Annotated in this window: 19 protein-coding genes; 8 read left to right on the forward strand and 11 right to left on the reverse strand. The window is 39.2% G+C overall.

Annotated elements, in window-relative coordinates:
- The first annotated feature begins 8 nt into the window (after positions 1-8).
- The 4 genes from IPJ09_12490 to IPJ09_12505 all read left to right on the forward strand — a co-directional run bounded on the left by IPJ09_12490 (position 9) and on the right by IPJ09_12505 (position 4,359).
- A complete protein-coding gene (locus tag IPJ09_12490; protein MBK7372236.1) occupies positions 9-614 on the forward strand; it encodes a Uma2 family endonuclease in 606 nt (201 codons plus the stop codon).
- 213 nt (positions 615-827) lie between these two features.
- The gene (locus IPJ09_12495) at positions 828-2,024 is read left to right on the forward strand and encodes a DUF5009 domain-containing protein (protein ID MBK7372237.1); all 1,197 of its coding nucleotides are present in this window, start codon (positions 828-830) and stop codon (positions 2,022-2,024) included.
- 31 nt (positions 2,025-2,055) lie between these two features.
- A complete protein-coding gene (locus tag IPJ09_12500) occupies positions 2,056-3,012 on the forward strand; it encodes a hypothetical protein (protein MBK7372238.1) in 957 nt (318 codons plus the stop codon).
- 102 nt (positions 3,013-3,114) lie between these two features.
- Positions 3,115-4,359 (forward strand): pyridoxal phosphate-dependent aminotransferase, encoded by a 1,245-nt coding sequence (locus tag IPJ09_12505; protein MBK7372239.1) that lies wholly within the window; start codon positions 3,115-3,117, stop codon positions 4,357-4,359.
- Between the two features lie 20 nt (positions 4,360-4,379).
- On the opposite strand, the gene IPJ09_12510 is transcribed toward IPJ09_12505, so the two are convergent.
- Together IPJ09_12510 and IPJ09_12515 are read right to left on the reverse strand one after the other, a co-directional pair.
- Positions 4,380-7,103 carry a hypothetical protein gene (locus tag IPJ09_12510; GenBank protein MBK7372240.1) on the reverse strand — a complete coding sequence of 908 codons (2,724 nt, stop codon included), beginning with the start codon at positions 7,101-7,103 and terminating at the stop codon, positions 4,380-4,382.
- A complete protein-coding gene (locus tag IPJ09_12515; GenBank protein ID MBK7372241.1) occupies positions 7,100-8,611 on the reverse strand; it encodes a glycosyltransferase in 1,512 nt (503 codons plus the stop codon). Before IPJ09_12515 ends, IPJ09_12510 begins: the two co-directional genes overlap by 4 nt.
- A gap of 122 nt (positions 8,612-8,733) precedes the next feature.
- Here IPJ09_12515 and IPJ09_12520 point away from each other — a divergent pair, with 122 nt between their 5' ends.
- The 3 genes from IPJ09_12520 to IPJ09_12530 are packed head-to-tail and all read left to right on the forward strand — an operon-like array spanning position 8,734 to position 12,630.
- Complete coding sequence (locus IPJ09_12520) at positions 8,734-9,480, forward strand: glycosyltransferase family 2 protein (protein ID MBK7372242.1); 747 nt, start codon at positions 8,734-8,736, stop codon at positions 9,478-9,480.
- A gap of 36 nt (positions 9,481-9,516) precedes the next feature.
- Positions 9,517-11,139 carry a hypothetical protein gene (locus IPJ09_12525; GenBank protein ID MBK7372243.1) on the forward strand — a complete coding sequence of 541 codons (1,623 nt, stop codon included), beginning with the start codon at positions 9,517-9,519 and terminating at the stop codon, positions 11,137-11,139.
- A 60-nt stretch (positions 11,140-11,199) separates the two neighbouring features.
- A complete protein-coding gene (locus tag IPJ09_12530) occupies positions 11,200-12,630 on the forward strand; it encodes a glycosyltransferase (GenBank protein ID MBK7372244.1) in 1,431 nt (476 codons plus the stop codon).
- Positions 12,631-12,661: 31 nt separating this feature from the next.
- Here IPJ09_12530 and IPJ09_12535 read toward each other — a convergent pair whose 3' ends face one another.
- Entirely contained in the window at positions 12,662-14,026 is a 1,365-nt protein-coding gene (locus IPJ09_12535) for a carbohydrate kinase (GenBank protein ID MBK7372245.1), read from the reverse strand.
- A 37-nt stretch (positions 14,027-14,063) separates the two neighbouring features.
- Positions 14,064-15,338 (reverse strand): sugar isomerase, encoded by a 1,275-nt coding sequence (locus tag IPJ09_12540; GenBank protein ID MBK7372246.1) that lies wholly within the window; start codon positions 15,336-15,338, stop codon positions 14,064-14,066.
- Positions 15,339-15,516: 178 nt separating this feature from the next.
- On the opposite strand from IPJ09_12540, the gene IPJ09_12545 reads away from it, so the two are divergent.
- On the forward strand, positions 15,517-15,840 hold the full coding sequence (locus IPJ09_12545; GenBank protein ID MBK7372247.1) for a hypothetical protein: 324 nt from the start codon (positions 15,517-15,519) through the stop codon (positions 15,838-15,840).
- On the opposite strand, the gene IPJ09_12550 is transcribed toward IPJ09_12545, so the two are convergent.
- The 7 genes from IPJ09_12550 to IPJ09_12580 all read right to left on the reverse strand — a co-directional run bounded on the left by IPJ09_12550 (position 15,817) and on the right by IPJ09_12580 (position 22,871).
- On the reverse strand, positions 15,817-17,529 hold the full coding sequence (locus IPJ09_12550) for a sulfatase-like hydrolase/transferase (protein MBK7372248.1): 1,713 nt from the start codon (positions 17,527-17,529) through the stop codon (positions 15,817-15,819). The genes IPJ09_12545 and IPJ09_12550 overlap by 24 nt on opposite strands.
- Positions 17,529-18,596, reverse strand: coding sequence for a hypothetical protein (locus IPJ09_12555; protein MBK7372249.1), 1,068 nt, complete (start codon positions 18,594-18,596; stop codon positions 17,529-17,531). The genes IPJ09_12550 and IPJ09_12555 overlap by 1 nt, the downstream gene beginning before the upstream one ends.
- A 224-nt stretch (positions 18,597-18,820) precedes the next feature.
- Positions 18,821-19,453 (reverse strand): Crp/Fnr family transcriptional regulator, encoded by a 633-nt coding sequence (locus IPJ09_12560; GenBank protein ID MBK7372250.1) that lies wholly within the window; start codon positions 19,451-19,453, stop codon positions 18,821-18,823.
- Between the two features lie 5 nt (positions 19,454-19,458).
- Positions 19,459-20,889, reverse strand: a complete 1,431-nt coding sequence (locus IPJ09_12565; GenBank protein MBK7372251.1) for an outer membrane porin, OprD family — start codon at positions 20,887-20,889, stop codon at positions 19,459-19,461.
- Positions 20,890-21,040: 151 nt separating this feature from the next.
- On the reverse strand, positions 21,041-21,454 hold the full coding sequence (locus IPJ09_12570) for a YeeE/YedE family protein (protein ID MBK7372252.1): 414 nt from the start codon (positions 21,452-21,454) through the stop codon (positions 21,041-21,043).
- Positions 21,455-21,458: 4 nt separating this feature from the next.
- Complete coding sequence (locus tag IPJ09_12575) at positions 21,459-21,971, reverse strand: YeeE/YedE family protein (protein ID MBK7372253.1); 513 nt, start codon at positions 21,969-21,971, stop codon at positions 21,459-21,461.
- A gap of 63 nt (positions 21,972-22,034) precedes the next feature.
- Entirely contained in the window at positions 22,035-22,871 is an 837-nt protein-coding gene (locus IPJ09_12580) for a universal stress protein (protein MBK7372254.1), read from the reverse strand.
- Positions 22,872-22,948: the final 77 nt, after the last annotated feature.

The following is a 22,948-nucleotide window of genomic DNA, read 5'->3' on the forward strand; positions in this document are numbered from 1 at the left end:
AATTTTACATGCTTGTATTAGAAAATCGAAGAAAGAAAAATACAAAAATTGCTTCTTACCTGGTGTTCGAGGAAATTGATGGCTTTGCTTTGCCTTACAAAGGATATAAAGAAGTAATACTTGGAAATAAAACTCCTGATGATATTATGGGTAGCAGTGCATTACAAGCGGTATTAGTAAGTCTGATACATGGTTATCTTTTCAGTCAAATAGATCGTAAAAATTACATATTGGCCACCAATGAATCTGGTCTTCATATAAATAAAGGCACTAATCTGTCGAATGATATCGCAATTTTTCGAAAACTGAGGCATCCTATTAAAGACCAGTATTTTGATGTGGCCCCTATAATTGCTATTGAAGTTGACACCAAAGTTGACCTTTCGGATACCCCTTATCATACTGACACAGATTACATTATCTCTAAATCAAAAAAATTACTCGATTTTGGAGCTGAAAAGGTGGTTTGGGTATTGACCAAGGAGAAAAAAATAGTAATTAGTGCCTTAGAAGGGCCATGGACGATAGTTGACTTTGATCATGATATCCTTATTATGGAAGATTGCATTCTCAATTTACACAAGTTAATGTTGAAAGAGGATATTGTATTTTGATTCAATTAGATTAGGGTTTCAAGCATGGTGCCCAAATATGTTTTTAAAACAGGGAGTGATCATAAACCGGAATCTTAAGCTTGATTTGATAACTATCCCTTCCAATTTAAATATTTGTCACCACAACCGATCTTATGCTCTTTTTTAAATAGCCAATGTATCCATTGAATTTTTAATTATTTTTATTGAGGATACTTAAAAAAATCTATAAAAATGGCTACCAGCGTCTCCTCAATAGCTACCCGGATCAACTCCATTGATATCCTCAGGGCACTCACTATGATCCTCATGATCTTTGTCAATGATCTCTGGTCTTTAAAAAACATTCCGGCCTGGCTGGGACATGTAGAGCATGGGGTGGATGGTATTGGACTGGCAGACACCGTTTTTCCTGCATTCTTATTTATTGTAGGAATGTCGATGCCCTTTGCTTTGCAAGCCAGGAAACAAAAAGGGGATACAACCTGGCAGTTGGTGCAACATGTATTGACGCGAACCCTTGCTTTATTAATAATGGGTGTGTTTTTAGTCAACGGTGAAAGCATCAATGCCACAGCATCCGGCTTGCCTCGCCTGCTATACAATACGATGTGTTGTCTGTCTTTTATCTTAATCTGGAATGTAGAGGGCAAAAATGCCAACAAATTTCTGGCAAATATTTCAAAAATGATAGGTGTGATCACTTTGCTGATTTTGGCCTACTATTATCGAGGAGGTAAAGATCCCAATATAGAATATTTTGCACCTCATTGGTGGGGCATACTTGGATTGATAGGGTGGGCTTATTTGGCCAGTGGATTAGTGACCGTATTTGCAAAAGACAATTTTTATATCATTGCCGGGGCCTGGATCTTTTTTGCTATCCTGAGTATGGTTTCACATGCAGGTATGCTGCCTGCATCTTTATCCTTTATCCCTGATGCTATCCGGGGAGGCACCTTGACAGGCCTGACCATGGGAGGTGTTCTGACCGCTTATATATTTCAATATTTTAGAAACAAGGATGATGATAAAAAGCTGACCATTACCTTACTGGTTTTTTCTGCAGTCTTGATCGTATTATCCGTGCTGACCCGACCCTATTGGGGATTGGCCAAATTAGGTGCTACACCAGCATGGTTGTTTCTCTGCAGTGCTTTTACCATCATCGCTTTCATGGTTATCTATTGGATGGTAGATGTATATGGCCGGGATGCCTGGACTGCCATCGTCCGACCGGCCGGGACCAATACGTTACTGTGTTATCTGATTCCTTATTTCGCCTATGCTACGACTAGACTTATTGGGGTTCATTTGCCTGGGTTTATGTTAGAGGGTAGCATTGGATTAATCAAATCTTTATTGTTTGCACTGTTGTGCGTAGGCATTACCGGATTATTAAACAAAAATGGAGTGCGGTTGAAGATATAATAGATTGCATTTAAATTATTGAATATACACCATGAAGCTTATTACGATCACTTTTCTTCTGATCATTGTCAACTATCAATTAATAGCCCAGGTGCAACCTGCATCATTTAAGATCGTTGGTTATTATTCTTTAAAAGCGGCGATGTCGGACCCCGATACCAAATCCTTTAAATATCTCACTCATATCAATTTATGGTTTTTCAATCCTGACACTTTGGGTCATTTCACCCAGGATCTGGCTGCTATAACTCCCTTTATTCGAAAAGCACACAAGAGAAATATCAAAGTTTTGTTTTCACTGGGCGGTGGCAGTAAACAATCTCAATACCATCGGTTACTGCAGGATGATCAAAGGGCTGGCTTTATAGAAAATATCCTGAGTGAATTACGTAAATATGACCTGGATGGTATAGATGTGGATCTTGAAGGAAGTGATATAGATGAAAACTACGAAAAGTTTATTGTGGAAATGGCATCGAAGCTTCATGCAAACCAAAAACTGATCACTGCAGCAGTGGCAGTCTATTATAAAAACCAATTTACTGATCTTGCTTTGAGTGCATATGATTTTGTGAATATCATGTCCTATGATCGCACCGGACCGTGGCGACCGGACAAACCCGGGCCTCATGCTACCTTTACCCATGCGGTAGAAGATCTCCGATACTTTGGAGAGGAGCGAAACATCCCAAAAGGCAAAATGACCCTCGGGGTTCCGTTTTATGGCTACGGATATGGGCCTTCACTAGAATCCAAAGCAATCAGCATGTCTTTTGATAAAATAGTCAATACCTATCCGGATGCAGACCAGGTAGACGAATGGCTGCTGCCTGATGGCAAGCTCCTCTATTATAATGGTACCCCGACTATCCAACAGAAGACTCGCCTTGCCAGTCAAAAGGCTTCCGGCATCATGATTTGGCAGGTGCTGGGAGATGCCACAGGAAAAAAATCACTGCTCAAAGCCATCTACCAGGCGGCGAGATAAACTTTTTATAGGTTTATATATGATCTATCTTCTTAGTGGAAAGTTTGTATTCATGCCTGAAGTGGATAAACTCACGCAATTCCATTAATTTCGCCTCCCCTGATGATAAAATCTGATACAGTGGATACGACATCCAAACTTTATTTAAAAAGTAATCGACTCACTACGCTGAGCTATGCTATACGCGGACCCATTTTTGACAAGGCACATGAGATGCAACTCGCAGGTGCCAATATCATCAATCTCAATATAGGCAACCCTGCTCCATTTGGGTTACATGTACCCGATGAAATCGTGCAGGATATGATCTTAAATATACAGGAAGCGCAGGGTTATTCTCATCACCTGGGCATCTTTCCTGCGCGCAAAGCGGTGATGCATTATACGCAGCAAATCGGCATTCCGGATGTAAGTATAGACGATATATTCATTGGTAATGGAGTCAGTGAATTGATCGTGATGACGCTGCAGGCATTGCTCAATGATGATGATGAAATATTAATCCCTTCGCCCGACTATCCGCTGTGGACCACTGCCGTATCGCTGGCCGGAGGTAAACCGGTTCATTATATCTGCGATGAAGAAAGTGATTGGGTACCGGACCTACAGGATATACGCACCAAGATTACTTCCAAAACCAAAGCCATCGTAGTCATCAGCCCAAATAACCCTACCGGAGCTGTATATCCAAAAGAAATACTCCAACAAATCGCTGACCTGGCTGCCGAAAAAAACCTGATCATATTCTCAGATGAGATCTATGATAAAATATTGTTTGAGGGACATATACATACCCCGATCGCTACGCTCAACCAGGATGTTTTTTATATGACCTTTGGTGGCTTGTCCAAAAACTATAGAGCCACCGGATTTCGCAGCGGATGGGTCATACTCAGTGGTGCGAAGCACAAAGCAAGTTCTTATATAGAAGGTCTGATACTGCTGGCCAGTATGAGACTGTGTGCCAATGTGCCTGCTCAGTTTGCAATCCAGACTGCTCTGGGTGGTTATCAAAGCATCAATGACCTGGTAGCACCTAAAGGTAGGATTTACCGCCAGGGAATGCTGAGTTACGAAAGGATTAATAGTATCCCGGGTATGTCCTGCATGAAGCCTAAAGGGGCACTGTATTTGTTTCCCAAACTGGATCTCACCCGATATACTTTTAAAGACGACAACGAATTTGTGTATAAACTGCTGGCAGAGCAAAAAGTATTGCTCGTACCGGGGACTGGATTCAATCATACCGATGCTTCGCATTTTAGAATCGTATTTCTGGCAGATACGGATATATTGAATACTGCCATGGATAGAATAGAGAGTCTCTTACAGGATCATTTGAAATAAACTATTGACTATTTGACCTCTCACTGCGACATCGCCTCATACTTTTGAGCCTGGTTGACATCGCCTAACTGTCTAAAACAATTTGCTATTTTGGCATAAGTATCTTTTTGTTGGTTGCCAGCGCCAAGGGCAAAACCATATTGTTGTAATGCTTTCCTGTAATTCTTTTCATTTTCATAAGTCATACCACTCCATTTATAGCTGTTGACTAAGTCATACTTATCTTCAATCAATTTATCGAATATCGGCTGTGCATCTTTGAGTCGATTAGTATTGATATAAATCAGTCCTTGCAATGCCCTGGAAGGTAAAAACTCCGGATGAAATTTAAAAGATTCGGTGACATAGGTCTGTGCCTGAGCCCAATTACTATTTTGAGCAAAAATATATGCGAGTTGAAACCACGCCCATTCACTTTTAGGATTGTGTTTCAAATAAGCCTGAAATTTTTGGACAGCCAAATTGGCGTCACCTTTATTCAAGGCCTGAACAGCTTGATAGTCCTCCGTACTTCTCCTCTTGTAAATAAAACATAGAGGTTTGCCATCGATTTTTATAGTATGGAGTGAGTCACCCGAGGGGAAAATATTATTTTTTAATTGAAATGGATGAATGTACATATTGGGGAATATCGCATAATCCCAAAGCTGAGTGCCTCGCTCATAATATCGGGTATAAATTGTAGAGACACTGTCATCGAAACCATTAAAATACTGGGTCAATTCAGAACCCCCATTGGATGCTACTACAAGCTTAGTCCCTTTAGGGTGATTCTTACGGATATAATCTTTGAGCCATTCAGATCCTTGTTTGAGGCTATTGAGCGAATAATCCAATTCGTATTTACTGTAGGCGCCGCTGGGGCCACCCTCAATTTCATTGTAGTATAAATATTCAAACGGGTGATTTCGAATGATGTATTGAAGTGGGTGTAAGAGCGTCAAAGCCAGTATCCCCAAGGACAGGAAACAAGATTTTAAAGCAGGAATCGACTGCATTAAAGTATTCCATCCTATAGCCGCACCTATAACAAGGAAAGGGTAAGTGAACAGAAAATGCCTCCAGCTCCCATAAAAATTTCCCAATTTTAAGTAAGAATAAATGACTGGAAATAAAAATGCAAATATTAAAAACAATGAAACCAGTCCGAGGTTGCGAATTTTGTTAGTTAAGGTGTAGTATACGAACAATACAAAGGAGATCAATACAATTATGGGGATGGTTATGCCCATATATTTAAACACATAATAATTAGGCATCTGCGATGACAGATTGTATTTACCTTCAAAAGTTTGGTATAATGACACCGATAAATTACCAGACTGGGTAAATACCTCATAAGCATTTTTTATAGGATTGATCAATCCGTAAGGCCAGGTCAATATCGACAAGGCAAGCCCTAAAATGGTAGTCACTGCGCTTCCAATAGACCATGTCCAGGTAGCTTTATTAAATTTCAACAACTTCATAAGATCGCCATGTTCCAGAACAATAATGACGACATAAACTCCCATTAAAAAAGCTGCCATGAAACCACCTGCGATCCTTTGACCAAAAGAAATCAACATCCCTAATAACAACAAAAAAAGATATTTCTTGCTCAATGCAGGATATCGCCTTCTCAACTGAGTGACAGCATACATACATATAGCAATACCCGTAGCCAGGGGTATATCACGGTGATTATTAAATCCATTGCCCATAAATACCGGGGTCAATATCATCAATAACATAGCAAATACAGCCGTTTGATAATTCATTAAGCAGACTACAGTGAAGGCGCAAGCTAACAAACAAAGCCAGGTCATGATCCCTGTCAATACATGCCGGTAAGTGAAATTTTGCATTAGTCCAAATGGCTTTCCTATCAGTGAGATTACATTGTCAAAGATCTGACCGTTGTAGTGTTGAGGATCTACCCCAACTTTGGTATAGGCAGTGGTATCTTTACCAAAGGTAGAATAGAACTTTCCAACCTTTTCTGCCTGATTTAAGTATCGAAATTCATCGCCACCAATACCAGCGTGTATGCCGCCAATAATCAAATAGATCAAGGACAAGCTTAGAAGGCCTATTAGTAGTCCTCTCCACATTGGATGTTCTATGGATTGAACCTTTGATGAAATGGACCAATTTTTAACTTGATGTAAAGTGTCTTTTGTAAAAAACAATAAATTCGATTTAACCCTATTAATCCAACTTAAAGAATTTGGCATGGCCGAAGCGGCAGGTATAAGCTGACTTTTTAAGGTTGGATCAAATATCGATGAGGTGATTACATCTAAAGAAACTCCATCCTGGATCAACTTCAGTATATCTTTAATATGCGAGCTGGGTACACAAATACTCTGATTAGAAATCGATGAATCCAGCCAGTTGGGGCGGTAGATAATCCTTTGTGTTTGCTCTTTTAATACCTGATTTTTAAGCTGGATCCAATTTTTAATTTCTTCACCACAGCTATCGGTATGATCAATTATTACAAAAGAGCCCTGAACCTCAATGCTTTCAAGATCGATAGTTTTGAGCAGAATATGACCGTCAATCTCAGCGTTTAATTTATTTAATCCGTTTTCGTCAATAATATAAATCGAGCTATCGGCAAGCAAGTTATTTGACATGAGGTTTTTATAGGTGGCTTCCAGCTGAGAGGATTCAGGTCGAAGAAACACAAAGTTGATTTTCTTTGATAGCGTTGGGACATCGTCTTTTTTGGGTAGTTTACCTTTTTTCTTAGAACTCATGCAATAGTATTGGCGGTATTTACAATATTTTTTCTTTTTTCTTCACTTTGATGCATGGTGTATTTCATCAGATGTTCTACCATTGGCAACGGCTCTAATTCTGCATAAATCTGATAAGCAAACAATGATTTTCTAACTCCGATGAATGCCCGATTTGCTTCCAATAAAAACCTGGACAACCAATTATTACCGATGGCCACAGGAAAAGGCGCCGGTACTCCTTTCTGAACCTTAACTTTGTATCCCGATTGCTCACATAGTCTTTTTAAGGACTTAAAAGTAAACAGTCTCTTATGCGTATAGTCCAGTATTCCTTTTTTTCCATAATTAAATCCACCAAAAAGTAATTGAAGCCTTACAATGATGAAACCAATATTAGGAGTAGTAAGAATGATTTTAGTTTTAGAAAGCCGGGTGTTAAATCTGATTTGATCTAAAAATGCTTCTGGTGAACTGAGATGTTCTATAATATCCAATGCAATAATGTAATTGTATTGGTCCATATTAAGGTCAAGAGGTTGATTGTCAAAATTCAATTGAATGTAATCAGTAAAATTTTCAAGGGGCACGATAGCCAATTGGTCTAGCCCTGTGACCTTACATCCTTTTTTGAGCAATTCCCGAGCTATCAAGCCTTTTCCAGCTCCAATATCCAAGACCTTCGATCCATCTTCAATGCCAGCAATGGCCATAGTATGGGAAGACATATACCCCAACTTAAGTTGATAGGGAAAATCTGCGTCATCCAGATCATACTCGCGTTTGTAAAATATACCCATTTGCTGCAACCTACTGTGGATCGAAGCTTTAATAATATTGTAAGCATACTCCATGCCATTGACATAACAGATCTCATCACCGTAATGGGTAGGTATGGGTACTTCATGAATTTTCATCTTACCCATTACCAACTGGATGATGATCTGTGTATCAAAGTGAAAATCGTTGGAGTTGCGCTCGATGGGTAATCTATTGAGTGCATTCACTCTGTAAGCGCGATAACCAGAGTGAAATTCCGATAGATTGGTATGCAAAATTCGATTTTGCATTTTAGTCAAAATGATATTTCCTACAAATTTGTAGTAAGGCATTTTGCCCTTAAGGGCGTCCTTTTTATTCAACATCCGGGAGCCAAACACGGCGTCGGCGTCTCCTTCGACGATGGGCAGAACCAATCGATCAAACTCCTCAGGGGCATATTGACCATCTCCGTGCAATAACAGAACGACATCAAATTGATGGATCTTGGCATAGTGGTACCCCAGTTTTTGATTGCCTCCATACCCTTGATTTTGAGGATTATATAAGACAGTGAGATTGATTTCTGGATGAGCCTTTTGATAAGCAAGAGCCCGTTCAAAAGTGGAGTCTTTTGACTGGTCATCGATGATCAGGATTTCATAATCGTACTTGTTTAATTTCTCCTTTGGGATCCGGTCGAGCACCTTCTCAATATGCCTTTCAGCATTATATGCTACTATAAATATCAATAACCGTGAGGGTTCCATGAGCTATAGATTAAAAAATCATGTAAAATTAAAAAAATATTTAATATGTTTGAGCCTACTTTAAAGGACTTTATATTGATACAAACTTACCATTTTCTGCCCCACCTCCATTGAGACTAGAGATGTCAGCATCCTTTTCGAATAACTCCTCCTATATTTTAACAGTGCTCATACCTGTTTTCAACGAAGGTCAAACTATATATCGGATACTATCTGAGTTGGCATCTGTGCAGTTAGAGGGTGCCGGGCATCTTGAAATTATCGTCATTGATGATGGTTCTACTGACCATACTGTTAAAGAATTAAATAGATATACTCAGGAACATGGTACATCACAAATACGGCTATTAAGGCATACTATAAATCAAGGAAAAGGTAGTGCCATCCGGACTGGTATAAAAAATGCCACTGGAGACTATATCATTATACAAGATGCTGATCTTGAATATGACCCTCATGAGTACAACAACTTATTACAACCAATGCTTGCAGGGAGGGCAGATGTGGTATATGGATCCAGATTTATGGGTAGCCATCCTCATCGGGTGTTGTTTTTTGTACATAGTCTGGGCAATAAGTTTTTGACTTTTGTCTCCAATCTCTTTACGAATATCAATCTGACGGACATGGAAACTTGTTATAAATTATTCAAATCAGACCTTCTCAAAAAAATTGACCTAAAAGAAAATCGATTTGGATTCGAGCCGGAAGTTACTGCCAAAGTTTCGAAAATTAAAGGAGTAAGAATATATGAGGTAGGAATATCCTACTATGGCAGGACTTATGAGGAGGGTAAAAAGATAGGATGGAGAGATGGGTTTAGGGCTTTGTGGTGTATCCTGAAGTACAATTTGATTATAAGAAACTAATTTAGTGCTCACTCAATCATATACTTTAGCTAAAATATGGGTAAAAAGAAAAATACGACTACGCGCCCCGTATCTTTTCCGGATTTGACCGATGATTTTCTCCTGAATCGATCAAGATCTATTGGCATTGGGTTGATGGTACTTGCCGCTTTGACTGCCTTATTCGTATATCAATTTGGTCTCACTGCGGCAGCAGATGATGCATCGTATATCATCAGAGGCAAGGAATTTTTTAGTCTTGGGGCCTGGCCGGGGGAGCAGGGTCCACTTTATTGTGTATTGCTGGGAGTCGTAATCCTTATAGCAGGTATGAATCTGACCCTTCTCAAGTTATTGTCGCTGGTGGGCATCATAGGTTTCGTTTATTATTTTTGGAAGTTTTTTGTCCATCATGTGTCTCCGGGTGTATTGCTGACTACCCTGGTCATCCTGTTGCTGAGTCCGATCATCATGCCTTATGCAAGCATCAATTATTCTGAGACTGTATTTATGCTTATTTCAATAGGTCGTGTGATTTGGTTTTTTAAGTTTTTTGATCTTTTAGGCCAAAGTGATTTCAAAATCAAAATTCATAGTAAAACCCTCCTGATACTCATAAGCTTGATCGTAGCGCTATATCTCACCCGCACTGTTGGAATATTTATAATTGGATCTCTATTTCTTTTTTTGATATTTCATAAAAAGTATCAGGCTGCCGTTGCACTCATTCTTGGGAGTATAGCAGGCATTTGCGCCATCATGGTGATTAGATATGTTTTTTGGGATATTGCTCCATTTTCAAATGGACAGGCAAGTATGTTTCTGGCCAAAAATGCTTATGACGCGAGCAAAGGCAATGAATCTCTTATGGGTTTTGTGACCAGGTTTCACCAGAATTCTATCCAATATCTTTCACGCCATTTTTTCAGAATGCTGGGATTTTTGCCTTTTGACAATGAGACTAAAAATGTATACGGATATGGTATGATATATATATTGTCGGCCACACTATTAATATATATTTTTAAAAGGAATAAATATTTATTTTTTTCAGGTTTATATGGACTGAGTATGTGTGTCATCACTTTTGTGATACTGCATGTATTCTGGAATCAGGACCGGCTCATCATCCCGTTTTTCCCATTTGTCCTGTTATTTTTATTTGGGTCTTTATTGCAATTATTTAAAGATAAATGGCCGGCACTGCGTCCGGTAGTGTACGTATTAATGATTTTATTGCCGCTCATTTCTCTGAATAGATATACACGCAGCGTAAATATCAAAAGTATTCAGGAAGGGCTCCTTGGCAATCGGTTGTACAATTATACTACGGAGTGGAAAAACTATATCGAGGCTATACAATATATTGGCAAAAGTGAACCTAAAACCACCTTTGCTGCCACACGCAAAGCCGAATTGGCGCAGATTTATAGTGGAGGTCGTAATTTTTATGGAATCAACCAGGCAGCGGAAGCAAATAATGTGGATGAATTTCTTAAAAAACTAAAGGATGCTGGGGTCAATACATTTATATTGGATCAATGCCTGGGCACTTTTTCGGGTATCTATAATACGGTCGAAGCCAGGTATCCGGGTACTTTTAAGAGTTATAAACAATTCGGAGGCAAGGACAGGCCTACACACCTTTGCAAAATAAATTATCCACCTTCTATAAAATAAATCCGGTAAATCTACAACCCGGGAGTCCATCAAAATACTTAGTGCTTATAATAAATCAGTATGACCAAACACCAACAATATATAAAGGATTATTTTGATGCTTTTTCACCTGTTTTTGAGCAGTATCGTAAAAAAAGATCCTATTATCATCATCACATCGCCAGGTATTGCGGATATTTTATCAATGCCAATCAATCCGTCCTTGAGATTGGTTGTGCTACGGGTGATTTATTAGCTACTGTCCCCGGCTCCTATAAGATGGGTATAGATATCTCTGACAAATTGATTGCCATCGCTCAACAAAAGTATCCGGATATTCACTTTACCTGCGAAACAGCTGAAACGATGCTGGTAGATCGCACCTTTGATGTTGTGATTTTGTCCAACCTGGTTGGTTATTTAGAAGATGTACAATCGGTGTTCGAACGATTAAAACTTTTTTGCCATAGAGATACTAAAATATTTATCACTTATTATAATAGAATCTGGGAGATACCGATTCATTTTTCAGAGTTTATTGGAGTTAAGAGAAAAACCCCATTGCAAAATTGGTTGAGCAGTTATGATTTGAAAAACCTTTGTTACCTGGCAGGACTCGAACCCTATAAGCAAAACAATAATGTTCTGCTACCAGTATATATACCTATTCTATCCACCTTGTTTAATCAATATTTATCAAGGCTGCCTATATTTAATTTTTTTTCATTGAATCAATATACGTTTGCACGTTTGAAACCATCAGCAAAAGCTGATGGTGATATCGATAAATTATATTCTACTTCGATAGTGATTCCTGCAAGAAATGAAAGTGGAAATATTGAAAATGCTATTCTTAGGATTCCAACATTTGGAAAACATATAGAGATCGTCTTTATTGAAGGAAATTCTACGGATGATACCTGGCATACTATACACCAGGTCCAGTCAAAGTATAAGGATACACATGATATTAAGATCCTGCAACAGACAGGAAAAGGCAAAGGGGATGCGGTGCGCAAAGCTTTCGAACATTGTACAGGAGATATTCTCATGATCCTGGATGCTGATCTGACGATGCCTCCGGAAGACTTGCCTAAATTTTATCACGCGATAGCCTCTGGCAAGGGAGATTTTATTAACGGCTGTCGATTAATCTATCCAATGGAATCTCAGGCAATGCGCACGCTTAACACGCTGGGAAATCATTTTTTTAGCAAAGCATTTTCCTGGCTGCTCGAACAACCTATTAAGGACACACTTTGTGGCACCAAAGTATTATTCCGAAAAGATTATGAACAGCTCATTTTAAACAGATCATTTTTTGGCAATTTTGATCCCTTCGGTGATTTTGATCTATTATTTGGAGCATATAAGCTCAATCTTAAAATCATTGATCTCCCTATAAGATATAAAGATCGAACTTATGGGGATACCAATATCTCCCGATTTTCTCATGGTTTTTTGCTTTTACGTATGGTGATGTTTGCTGCTGGTAAAATAAAATTTTGGTAATTTGAAGGGACAGTATTTTATTGCTGACCACTTAAGATTGAATTATTAATGTAGATTGGATCACCTGCGGAAAGATCTCCTTCCTATTCCAACTCCCATGAATCGACATCGCTGCTCCCAATGCTGATGCTTGCGAAGCAGAGGCACTATAAACCTCCAGTTCGTGAAAAGCCATTGCCAGCATTTTCATAAAGATTTTATTTTTTGCAAAGCCACCATCAACATATATGGATTTTATATGTTGATCCTGCACCAACAGGATTGATCTTTTTTGCAGTCTGACCAGGTCATGAATCAAGACATGGTATGCCGTATCGAAATCATCGATTTCAAACAAGTATCTTTTATCAAAACCACACTCCATCAATCCATTGGATCCGTAATAGGATAGATCCGAATGCAGACCTGAATAATTTAAATATCCTGGATCATAAGAGATGCTATCGATATAAGTTGGGTTCACTCCAAAATGCACACAAAGTCTATCCAATTGCACCTGGTGTTCATGGCCAAGAAATAATCGGGAAGCCTTGACATATTGTCCTTGATAACTGATATAACATAAAGTATCCTGTCTGAGCTGGTAGGCAGTGAGTGGATTTTTCATAAATGGATTCATGGCGATGCACCAGGTACCGGTAGATAAAAATATAAATGGCTCTTGAATGGAAGCGAGGTATGGAATCAATGCCGCGGAACTATCATGCAGCCCTATACCAACATTAATTTCTTTTTGATCAATTTTGATGGAAAATACTTCTGTAGAGGAATGGATCGCTGGAAAAAGGTGATCCAGGTTTTCCTTGTAGACCCAGGAATGATAATCGTGATCTGCATAATTCCACAACATCGTATGACAGCCTATGCTGGTCATTTCCGTGACAGGATGATTGGTAAAAAGGAAACTCAGGTATTGCGGCAAATGCAATGCTGCACCAATCGTGGCAAACAATGCTGCCCGACTATGTTTAAGCCTATACAATTGAAGACCAGAATTGAGCATGCCGAGCGATGGTGAACAAGTCTGCAGTGCAAGCACATTTGGTTCACCATAAGAGGCATAAAATTGATCTGTGATCGATCTGTCTAATGGCTTTAAATAATTGTATAAAGGCAAGGTCGGAATATGGGTGATTTTATCCAAATGAACAAAACTTGCGCCATACCCTGAAAATTGGATTGCCGTGATATTAAATTCCGGATGAATGAGTATCTCCTCGATTCGGGTTTTGCACCATAAACTTAAGGCTGCAATATCTTCACAGGGAAAACCATCTTCATCCACCGTTTCAGCTAATTGGTCTGCAAGCTCAAAGACCAATTGATAATCTTCATCAAAGACCAATAGTTTTTTATTGGTCTTACCTATATCTAATATGGCTATGTGAGCACTCATCTAACAATACCTGATCTGATTCAAATTGGTGGACACTTTAAAGGCCGGTAGCAACTGTATTAGACCCTCTTTCTTTCACCAGGATAGAGCGTCCGCCGACTGATCTATACAATTTAATCGGTTCGAGTGCTGCTCCCGACCTCAAACGCGCTTCAGCGACCAATGTTCTTACATCGGTTTGGTAGGCGTCTTTAAGGATTTCTTCGCAAAGGCTTACATCATTATTCCACTGAGCTGCTTTCAAAGCATGCGTATCTATCAACAGGGCTTTGGCATAAGCTTGCATGATGGCCTCAACAGATTGTAACAAATCTTCCAGCGGATCTTTTACATTATGCGAAGCATCGATCATCCATCCCAGGTCTGTGGCATGATTCATCTGCCGGTTATCCATGCCTTCAACCAATTCATTAAAAATAAGGAATAATTGATATGGTTTGATACTACCCACAGTAAGATCATCATCACCGTATTTGCTGTCATTGAAATGAAAGCCCCCTAATTTTTTTTCCATGAGCAGGAGGGATACGATCTGTTCTATATTGGCATTGGGCAGATGATGTCCGAGATCGACTAAGGTATAGGCTTGTTCTCCCAGTTTTTGAGCATATAATAAAGACTGGCCCCAGTCCCCTACCGTCATCGAATAAAAATTTGGTTCGTATGCTTTATATTCTACAAACATCTTCCAATCAACAGGAAGATGACTATATATCTGAGACAATCCGTCCAATGTCCTTTGAAAGGCCTCTCTAAAATTTAATTGTCCGGGAAAACAAGATCCATCCGATAACCACACCGTGATAGACTTGGATCCAAGGGCGACCCCATGTCGGATGACCTCAATATTATGGTCAATGGCCTGTCTCCGGGTAGCTTTATCTGTATGTTGTAAAGATCCAAATTTATAACTCAATACCTGCCCTGGTTGATCCTGGAAGGTATTGGAATTGACTGCGTCAAAACTCAGATTATAAGATGCTGCTAACGACTTGACTTTGTCAGCATCTTCAGGTATGTCCCAGGGTATGTGCAGGGATATCGCGCCACTGGATTGATTCAAAGCATGAATCAAACCTACATCTTCTATTTTTTCTTCGAGATTACGAGGCTCACCTCCTCCTGAAAATCTCCCAAACCTTGTACCTCCGGTGCCAAGTGCCCAGCTTGGAATGGCCACCTGAAAGTCAATCAGTTTTTGAATAATCACTTCTGAAGATGAGTGCGTTTTTTTGAAAAATTCAAAATGAAGACTGTGAGCATTTAAATAGCTTTCGTTATAAAATTGGATCTGCTGAGGATCTAATCGCATGCTGTAATATTTAATAAAATTGGATCCTATAAAGATACATTTTACCTTTCACAAACAGTTCAGTGCCAGAGATAAAATAAAAGAGTTTCCCAGCAGTATACTAATACCTGTTAAATAAGCTTTAGATGTAAGAGGAATCAACCAAGGTGCGCCTATTAAATCATAAAATTCCAAAAAGATGAAAACCAGGATTTATTATATTTTGTTTTTAGCTATGGCTTTGGCACACATGAACTGCTCCAAAAGCAACAATGCTACTTGCGCCAAAAATTTTAGTTGGCAGCAAGAATTGTCCGCAGAAACCAGTGCATTGACTCAAGCTGCCTCAGCTTATGGTCAAAATCCCACGCCTGCAAACTGTGCTGCTTATAAAACTGCCGGCACTAATTATTTAAACAAAGCTGATGATGTTCAATCCTGTGCTACTGCAGCTGGTCAGGGTGCCGAGTTTAATCAAGCTATCGATCAGGCGAGGCAATCATTGAATAATATCCAGTGTTAATCTTTTTTCTTCGCTTGGCAGATAACCAATACGATGTGCTATGGCTATGATGGTATCGCCCTGATTGATGGGAATTGGCTGAGTATAAATGGACCAGGATTTAGCATTTTGCTCATGATGTAAAATTTTATAACCAATCGATGCGCCCGGAGTTTCGGACGCCATAGAGATCTTTCCATTGCGCTTGACCATTGATGGCACAGCAGTCGTTGGTTGTTGATCTCCATGCCATATTGATTTGATGTAATCTTTTTCCTCCATCAATCCTTTGTCATCCATCGCTTGCATCCATCGATCGCATTCATTTCTAAGCTCGGCCAGTTTTTTTTCATAGGTCGGATCCGCGGCAAGATTGTGCAACTCATAAGGATCAGCCTGAGTATCAAAAAGTTCTTCGGCGGGTTTCTTTGGCCTAAACCATTGAGCCTGGTATTCATTTAATGCATGTGCATCGCGCAACCTCAACAGCTCTTGCATGATGGGCATTTGTTCGCGATAAGCTACAGGGAGATAATATCCTTTTTCTGGTGAAAAATTGCGCAAATACTTAAATCTTTGATCTCTAACAGCCCTAATCATATCATATCGCTCGTCAAACCGATCTGCTGCCGCATGAATATATTGTCTTTTTTCACTGGCGACATGGGATCCGGCGAAACTTCTACCATCGATATTCTTGGGAGGATCTACTCCGGTCATGGACAGTATAGTTGGGAGAAAATCTATAAAACTGATCAACTGGCTGTCGATGGTACCTGCCTTCCAATGGTCAGGATATCGAATGATCAAAGGCACTTTCAGACCGGAATCATAACACAAGCGTTTTTGTCTGGGTAAAGGTCCCCCATGATCTGGATACCAAAATATGATCGTACTATCCAATAAGCCATCAGCTTCCAATTGGGCAAGTATTTTGCCGACCTGATCATCCATCTGCTTTACATTGGAATACATCCGCCTGATATCCTTCATTGCAACCGGAGTATTGGGTAGGTAGGGAGGCACTATAACTTGTTGATTTGAATCAATCCACAAGGAATCATTGGCTTTGACCCAAATCTGCGACTCGTGAGTGACTTCAAAATTGAAAATGGAGAAAAATGGCTGACCGGGCTGTCGGTTTCGCCAATGTGCCTCCCGGCCACACTCATCCCATGCGGTGACCGGTGCAACAAACTGATAATCTTGCTTAGCCCTGTTTGTACAGTAATAGCCTTGCATTCTCATATACTCACTGTGCATTCTTGCATCTGCTGGTGGCATAGCTTCGTAGTATGGCAAACCAGGAGGAAAAGATTTTCGTTGTGTTTCTGACTGTGCTTTTGAAGGTCTGCCGCCGGCCCAAAACCCGGTGCGCATATGCATAGCCCCTATGTGCGTGGGATACATACCCATCGAGAGCGCTGCCCTACTGGGTGCACATACTCCTGACGGGCTAAAACAATTTGGATATCGTACACCTTCTGCAGCCAACCTGCTCAATACAGGTGTGGTGATCGTTGAATCGCCAAAAGGTGGAATCACCGGGCTAAGGTCTTCTGTCACCAGCCACAATATATTGGGTCTAAAGGGTGTAACTAATTTGTTGTCAGGTTTTACATGATCCTGGCAGGAAATCAAAATTATTAGAAACAGAAAGCTGATAGTATACCTCATATGACTAAATTTTTTCAAAAAGAATTTGAACATTAACTCTTGAATATCCACTTCATACCTTCTTTGGAAGCAAACATTTTAGCATGATCATGTGCTGATCCCTCGACGATAGTTAGTTTCCACCTTTTACCATATATGTGTTGCAGATAATCCATAAAAAGCACAGCCCTTTCCCTTCTCTGAAGACCTTGAAGTAGCGCCGGACAGGTGCGATCCATGGAGCTGTCGTTGGGGTCGTTGTCAAGTGCTCCAACGAAATAAGCAACTTTGCGATCAGCTAACTGAGATTTATATCTGTCGGCGCCTGTACGATTCATGTATTCATTAAATCCGACAAGCCCATACTTATAGATGTCATAGCCAGCATTGCAACTGGTATCTGCTGGAATAGAAAACCGACCTGGGGTATTTAAAACAGGCCTCTCCGGAGTAAGATAGGTATAAGTGGAAGGTGCTGCCACCAGGTATTTAATCTCGATACCATACAATTTCTTCACTTTATCATGAATCAGATTGCCTGCACAGTACCTGTTGACATATTGTCCTCCGGCAGAATTGCCCGCCACAATGATATGCCTGATATTCGGAAAATGTCCCGAACTCAGTATACGCAAAATAAGGCTATCCATGATTTCAAAAGAGCTTATTTGTGCCTCTCTCGGGTGTTGAGTTGAGTGCATGATAGAAGTATCTCCTTGTTTCCATCCATTACTAGTCCAAAAAATATGATCTTCAGTCAATAGATCCTCATTGCCATTAAAATCCCGCTCCATCACTAACCCGGGGGTCATGATCAAGGTTCGATCCGTAGCCTTCGCTTTGGCCGCAGCGATCTTCATATTCTGATGATAAGTGTAAGGATTACGGCTATTGCCGTGAATGACAATGACCAGACGGTTTATCTTTTTATCCGATAAATCCAAAGCCGGAGATGAAAAATAATTGAGCTTCAGGGGTATTTGATTGACTATACAAGTAAAACTGGTGGCAGAGATTTCACGTGGTGGGTTCTGCGCTCCAGTCTCATAAAACAGAGTACAACAGAAAAAAATAAGAAAAATAAGCTTGTAACGTGAAGCAATGAAAGAAAATAATTTCATCACTAAAATTAATACAATACCTTGAATTATAAAGACACTGACATTAAAAATGCCTTTGCCTCATTTGTTCCACTACTAAAATATTTTATATCTATGGGACAAAGTAAAGTTGAGCGCAGGTCGTGCGATTAGTCTTACTATAATGGCTTATCTAAGGCAGCTAAGTGCGGAAATAAAATCCATCACCTTATTGGGACAAGTAAGGCTCTCGTTAGCAATTCTCATCATCCAAACGAATTCAACAGCTTGATTTCGTTTCTATACAATAATATTTTCTCATCATTTTCCAGCTGCTTAAGTAGACTGGAAATAACGACACGCGAAGTAGCTAAGTCATCGGCTATGAGATAATGAGAGACTTTAATGACACTCGATCCGGTGATACGTTGTTTTTCCTTCAGATAGGCTACTAACCTTTCGTCTAACTTATGGAAGGCTATACTCTCGATAGATTTTAAAAGCTCCAAAAATCTAACATTAAAGCTTTGCATTATATATCGCTTCCAGGTAGGATATTTACACAGCCATTCCTCAAGTTTTTGATGCGGAATGGCTATTAACTCGACATCTTCATCAGCAATAGCTTTGATTTCACTTTTTTTAGCCTCCATACAACAACTGTATGCAAAAGAACAACTGTCATTAGAGCTCAAATAATACAGTAAGATTTCTTTACCTGAGTCATCTCTGCTAAATACTTTAATAGTTCCTTCGACGACGATAGGCATGATTCTGATAATCTTGCCATACTCTATAATAATCTCTCCTTCCTTATAATGCCTCACTTCTCCATACTGATAAATTTCTTCCACCAGGGCTGGCTCAAAAATGGAAGCAAAGATATTTTTACTAATCATAATATCTAAAAACGGTAGTTTAAAACCACATTATACTGCATCATATCTACTTTATTAATTTCATATTTCCCAATCCCATAGGTGTCGCCTACTTTGAGTTTTCCAACAACTAAAATCTGAAGTTCCAATCCCTTTATTGAATGATCAAAGATATATCGCATATCACCATTTATCTGAGCATATGAAGGTAAGCCATATTTATTTAAACGATAACTTTTAACATCTGGCAATTTGAAATACCCCAAAGCCAAGGATGTTTTAAAGTTTGATTTTTGGAAATTGTGATTAATCTTGCTCATAAAAGCGTGCGTATCGCCCAAGCCTTCATTTCGCTCTCGCGGCATAAAAGTAAAAAAAGGGTCTCTGCCCCACTCTCTTGGAATCAAATAGCGACCAGCTGAGGTAATGCGGTTATAATTTAGGCTTGCCTCCCAAGCTTTATTTTTCCAACCCACTTTAGCTCCAAAGGTCACTGCTTTGGCATCCTTCGCCATATAGGTTTTTGAGTTGTCTTCATTGCCTCCGTGGCCGATTGCATCTTCTCTGACAAATTGTCCAGCAAGGGTAAGGGCACTTTGGTTCTTTAAAGGAAACCGCCAATCGGCTTGCAACAATAAGGAGTTAAATATATTTTGAGTATATAGATTCCATGCTTGTATTTCAAGATGCTTTTTGATTTTAAAGTGCATACCCAACATGAAAACGCCTGCACTGCTTAGGTTATTGATATACTGAGATTTTGTACCGTCAGGATTTACTCCAACCGGATAAATGGCCATGGATTTTCCAATATCAAACCATTTGGTAGTAGATCTGGGAGAAATGCTATATAGCCAACCTCCTTCCAGTGTAGTATTTTTAATATCATTTAATTCAAACCATAGCCCTTCAACACCGGTAGCTCGCATCCTTCCGTCTTGTAAATTAATAAAGGGAGTATTTATTAATTGCCTCCCAAATATAATAGAGGATTTTTTATAGAAATATGTCAGATTAAATTCTTCCAGCCTGGAAATATCTTTTTTGTTATAAGGATCCTGAATATCAAACAGCCCGATTTCATATCTATTAGATTGACCTGTAGCTGAGTCTTGTTTTCCCAGATCAGAGGAACCAACGTTAAATGTATAAAAGCCGCTAAGCGTAAACTGAAATTTATGAAATTGAGCCGTTTTAAATCGCAAGCCCCCACCGGCAGCATGAGCATAATAATCTGAATAGTCACTTTTATTTTGGGTACTCATAAAAAAATACCGAAAGTGACCATTGACCTGACCTCTTTTAAATGCCGACCATAGTGAAGTAGAATCCTCCACTTTAATTTGTTCGTTTTGATATAAAGCCGGTTTTTCTAAAATTTCCTGATGCTGGCCCCACAGAGTTGGATATCCGATCAGTCCAATCAAGGTGATTATAAGTTTGTATATATGCTGCATAAAAAATCAATGGTATAAGAGCATGCTATTAACACACTGCATTCGTATTTATAGTTTATAGGGAAAACATCCTGATTTATTGCTTTCAAGGCAATTTATTTCGTTTCCTTTTAAAATCTTCCTTTTACCTTAAGGGTTTCTCTAATATACTTTAGTGAGGCAGATTTTCTCTGAAATATCCATATAAAAAGGTACCTACAACAGAAAACAGAAAAACAATAGCCATGGACAAAAAACCATATCCTATATTAACAACCATAGGACCAGGGCATGCTCCACTCAAAGCCCATCCTAAACCAAAGATGGTGCCTCCAATCAGGTATCGAATGATTGATTTTTCTTTGGGATAAAAAGTAATAGGATTGCCATGATAATCCCTTAGTTCAAACTTTTTTATTAAATAGACGCCCATCACTCCTAAAATGACAGCAGTTCCAATAATGCCATACATATGAAAAGATTGAAAGCGAAACATTTCCTGAATTCTATACCAGGATATTACTTCTGACTTGGCCATCACTATTCCAAATACAATACCAAGCAATAAAAATTTTAATAATTTCATTTGATTAAAAAATTAAAGGGAGAATCAAAAAAGTCATTATCAATCCTCCAATAAAAAAACCAACAACTGCGATTAAGGAAGGCCCCTGCAAATCAGATAGTCCGCTAATAGCATGTCCCGATGTACACCCACCTGCATATCTTGCACCAAATCCAACCATCAACCCTCCCAACGCCAAAACCAAAAACCCTTTGATCGAAGTGATGGCTTTTAAACCAAACAGCTCATCAGGTTGAAAAGAAGAAGGGGCTGCCATACCTAATTCGTTCAGATTATAGATAGTCGCCTCCGAAATTTTAATCACCTCATTTTTACCGGACAGAAATTGTTTTGACACAAATCCACCTAAAATAGCTCCAACCAAAAAGACCAAATTCCAAGTCTGGCTGCGCCAATTAAAATTAAAAAATTTGACTTTTTTGCCTAATCCGACTGCGGCGCATATTGTCCTCAGGTTTGAAGAGAACCCAAACGCCTGGCCAAAGTATAAAAGAAAAAACATGATAGCAGCTATCATAGTTCCTGAAAACCACCATGACCATGATTGTGTAATAAATTCTCCCATTATTTTTAAATGATATTATTTTAAATGAAATGAAATGATAGGCTTAAAAAGATGATTGATCAGTTTTTCGGTCGCACTGTGGTGAAACAGTCCACCTTTGCCATGAGTGCCTATACAAACTATATCCATATTATTCTGCTCATTAAAATGAATGACACCATCTTCCACATCCTCATCACTGATGGTATGACAAGCATAATTGCCTATATCATTCAGTGCCGCAAAAGTGTTCATATTCTCCATCACATTATTAGGCACCTCAGTTACATTTTTTGAAGTAATCTGGAGCAGGTGAATCCTGGTATCGAATGCCTTAATTATTTTATGTAAAAATTGAAGATCTTCCTTTTCCGGGTGATTAAAATTGTGCACCAACAGAATATTTTGAATATTAAGGTCAGACCGGTCACACATTAAAGAAAGCAGGGGAATCCTTGAATTGCGCGCGACTATTTGGGTCTCAGAACCAGACAGTTTTTCTTTTAAGCCCCAAGCGCCTTTCGTGCCCATGACGATCAAATCAAACTCATGCGACTCCGCAAAACTCAAAATGCTATCTATAAGTTTGCCTAATACAAAATGGGTATGAATTTCATTGCTATAGAGCACATGGAGATTATCCAGCTTCCGATTAGCAATATCCTTTTGATGAACCAGGTATTGAATGTCTATATCGTCACAAGATTGTATGTTTTCGTTACTGTCCATGGTGACCGAATCAGGTGCATTGAGTACATGAAGAAAATGTATTTCTACAGGGGTTTTTTCCGCAAGTTTTCTTACCATTAAGTAGGCATATTCTGCCTGCACAGAGAAATCTGTAGGAATCAATATTTTTAACTTTTCATCCATGGTAGACGAGTTTATCAAATTTTATACTTCGTATTTATTTATGTGGTTCCAGAAAAAGAGGTTGCCGGAAAAGGCAA

The sequence above is a fragment of the Saprospiraceae bacterium genome (assembly GCA_016709995.1).
Lineage (GTDB): Bacteria > Bacteroidota > Bacteroidia > Chitinophagales > Saprospiraceae > JADJLQ01.

Bases quoted from the DNA above. Each gene is read 5' to 3' on its own strand.
- IPJ09_12510 (MBK7372240.1), bottom strand. From the start codon at position 7,103: ATGAGTTCTAAGAAAAAAGGTAAACTACCCAAAAAAGACGATGTCCCA.
- IPJ09_12575 (MBK7372253.1), bottom strand. From the start codon at position 21,971: ATGATAGCTGCTATCATGTTTTTTCTTTTATACTTTGGCCAGGCGTTT.
- IPJ09_12525 (MBK7372243.1), top strand. From the start codon at position 9,517: ATGGGTAAAAAGAAAAATACGACTACGCGCCCCGTATCTTTTCCGGAT.
- IPJ09_12540 (MBK7372246.1), bottom strand. From the start codon at position 15,338: ATGCGATTAGATCCTCAGCAGATCCAATTTTATAACGAAAGCTATTTA.
- IPJ09_12580 (MBK7372254.1), bottom strand. From the start codon at position 22,871: ATGGATGAAAAGTTAAAAATATTGATTCCTACAGATTTCTCTGTGCAG.
- IPJ09_12555 (MBK7372249.1), bottom strand. From the start codon at position 18,596: ATGAAATTATTTTCTTTCATTGCTTCACGTTACAAGCTTATTTTTCTT.
- IPJ09_12500 (MBK7372238.1), top strand. From the start codon at position 2,056: ATGAAGCTTATTACGATCACTTTTCTTCTGATCATTGTCAACTATCAA.
- IPJ09_12495 (MBK7372237.1), top strand. From the start codon at position 828: ATGGCTACCAGCGTCTCCTCAATAGCTACCCGGATCAACTCCATTGAT.
- IPJ09_12530 (MBK7372244.1), top strand. From the start codon at position 11,200: ATGACCAAACACCAACAATATATAAAGGATTATTTTGATGCTTTTTCA.
- IPJ09_12565 (MBK7372251.1), bottom strand. From the start codon at position 20,889: ATGCAGCATATATACAAACTTATAATCACCTTGATTGGACTGATCGGA.
- IPJ09_12520 (MBK7372242.1), top strand. From the start codon at position 8,734: ATGTCAGCATCCTTTTCGAATAACTCCTCCTATATTTTAACAGTGCTC.
- IPJ09_12550 (MBK7372248.1), bottom strand. From the start codon at position 17,529: ATGTTCAAATTCTTTTTGAAAAAATTTAGTCATATGAGGTATACTATC.
- IPJ09_12545 (MBK7372247.1), top strand. From the start codon at position 15,517: ATGAAAACCAGGATTTATTATATTTTGTTTTTAGCTATGGCTTTGGCA.
- IPJ09_12505 (MBK7372239.1), top strand. From the start codon at position 3,115: ATGATAAAATCTGATACAGTGGATACGACATCCAAACTTTATTTAAAA.
- IPJ09_12570 (MBK7372252.1), bottom strand. From the start codon at position 21,454: ATGAAATTATTAAAATTTTTATTGCTTGGTATTGTATTTGGAATAGTG.
- IPJ09_12515 (MBK7372241.1), bottom strand. From the start codon at position 8,611: ATGGAACCCTCACGGTTATTGATATTTATAGTAGCATATAATGCTGAA.
- IPJ09_12535 (MBK7372245.1), bottom strand. From the start codon at position 14,026: ATGAGTGCTCACATAGCCATATTAGATATAGGTAAGACCAATAAAAAA.
- IPJ09_12490 (MBK7372236.1), top strand. From the start codon at position 9: ATGCTTGTATTAGAAAATCGAAGAAAGAAAAATACAAAAATTGCTTCT.
- IPJ09_12560 (MBK7372250.1), bottom strand. From the start codon at position 19,453: ATGATTAGTAAAAATATCTTTGCTTCCATTTTTGAGCCAGCCCTGGTG.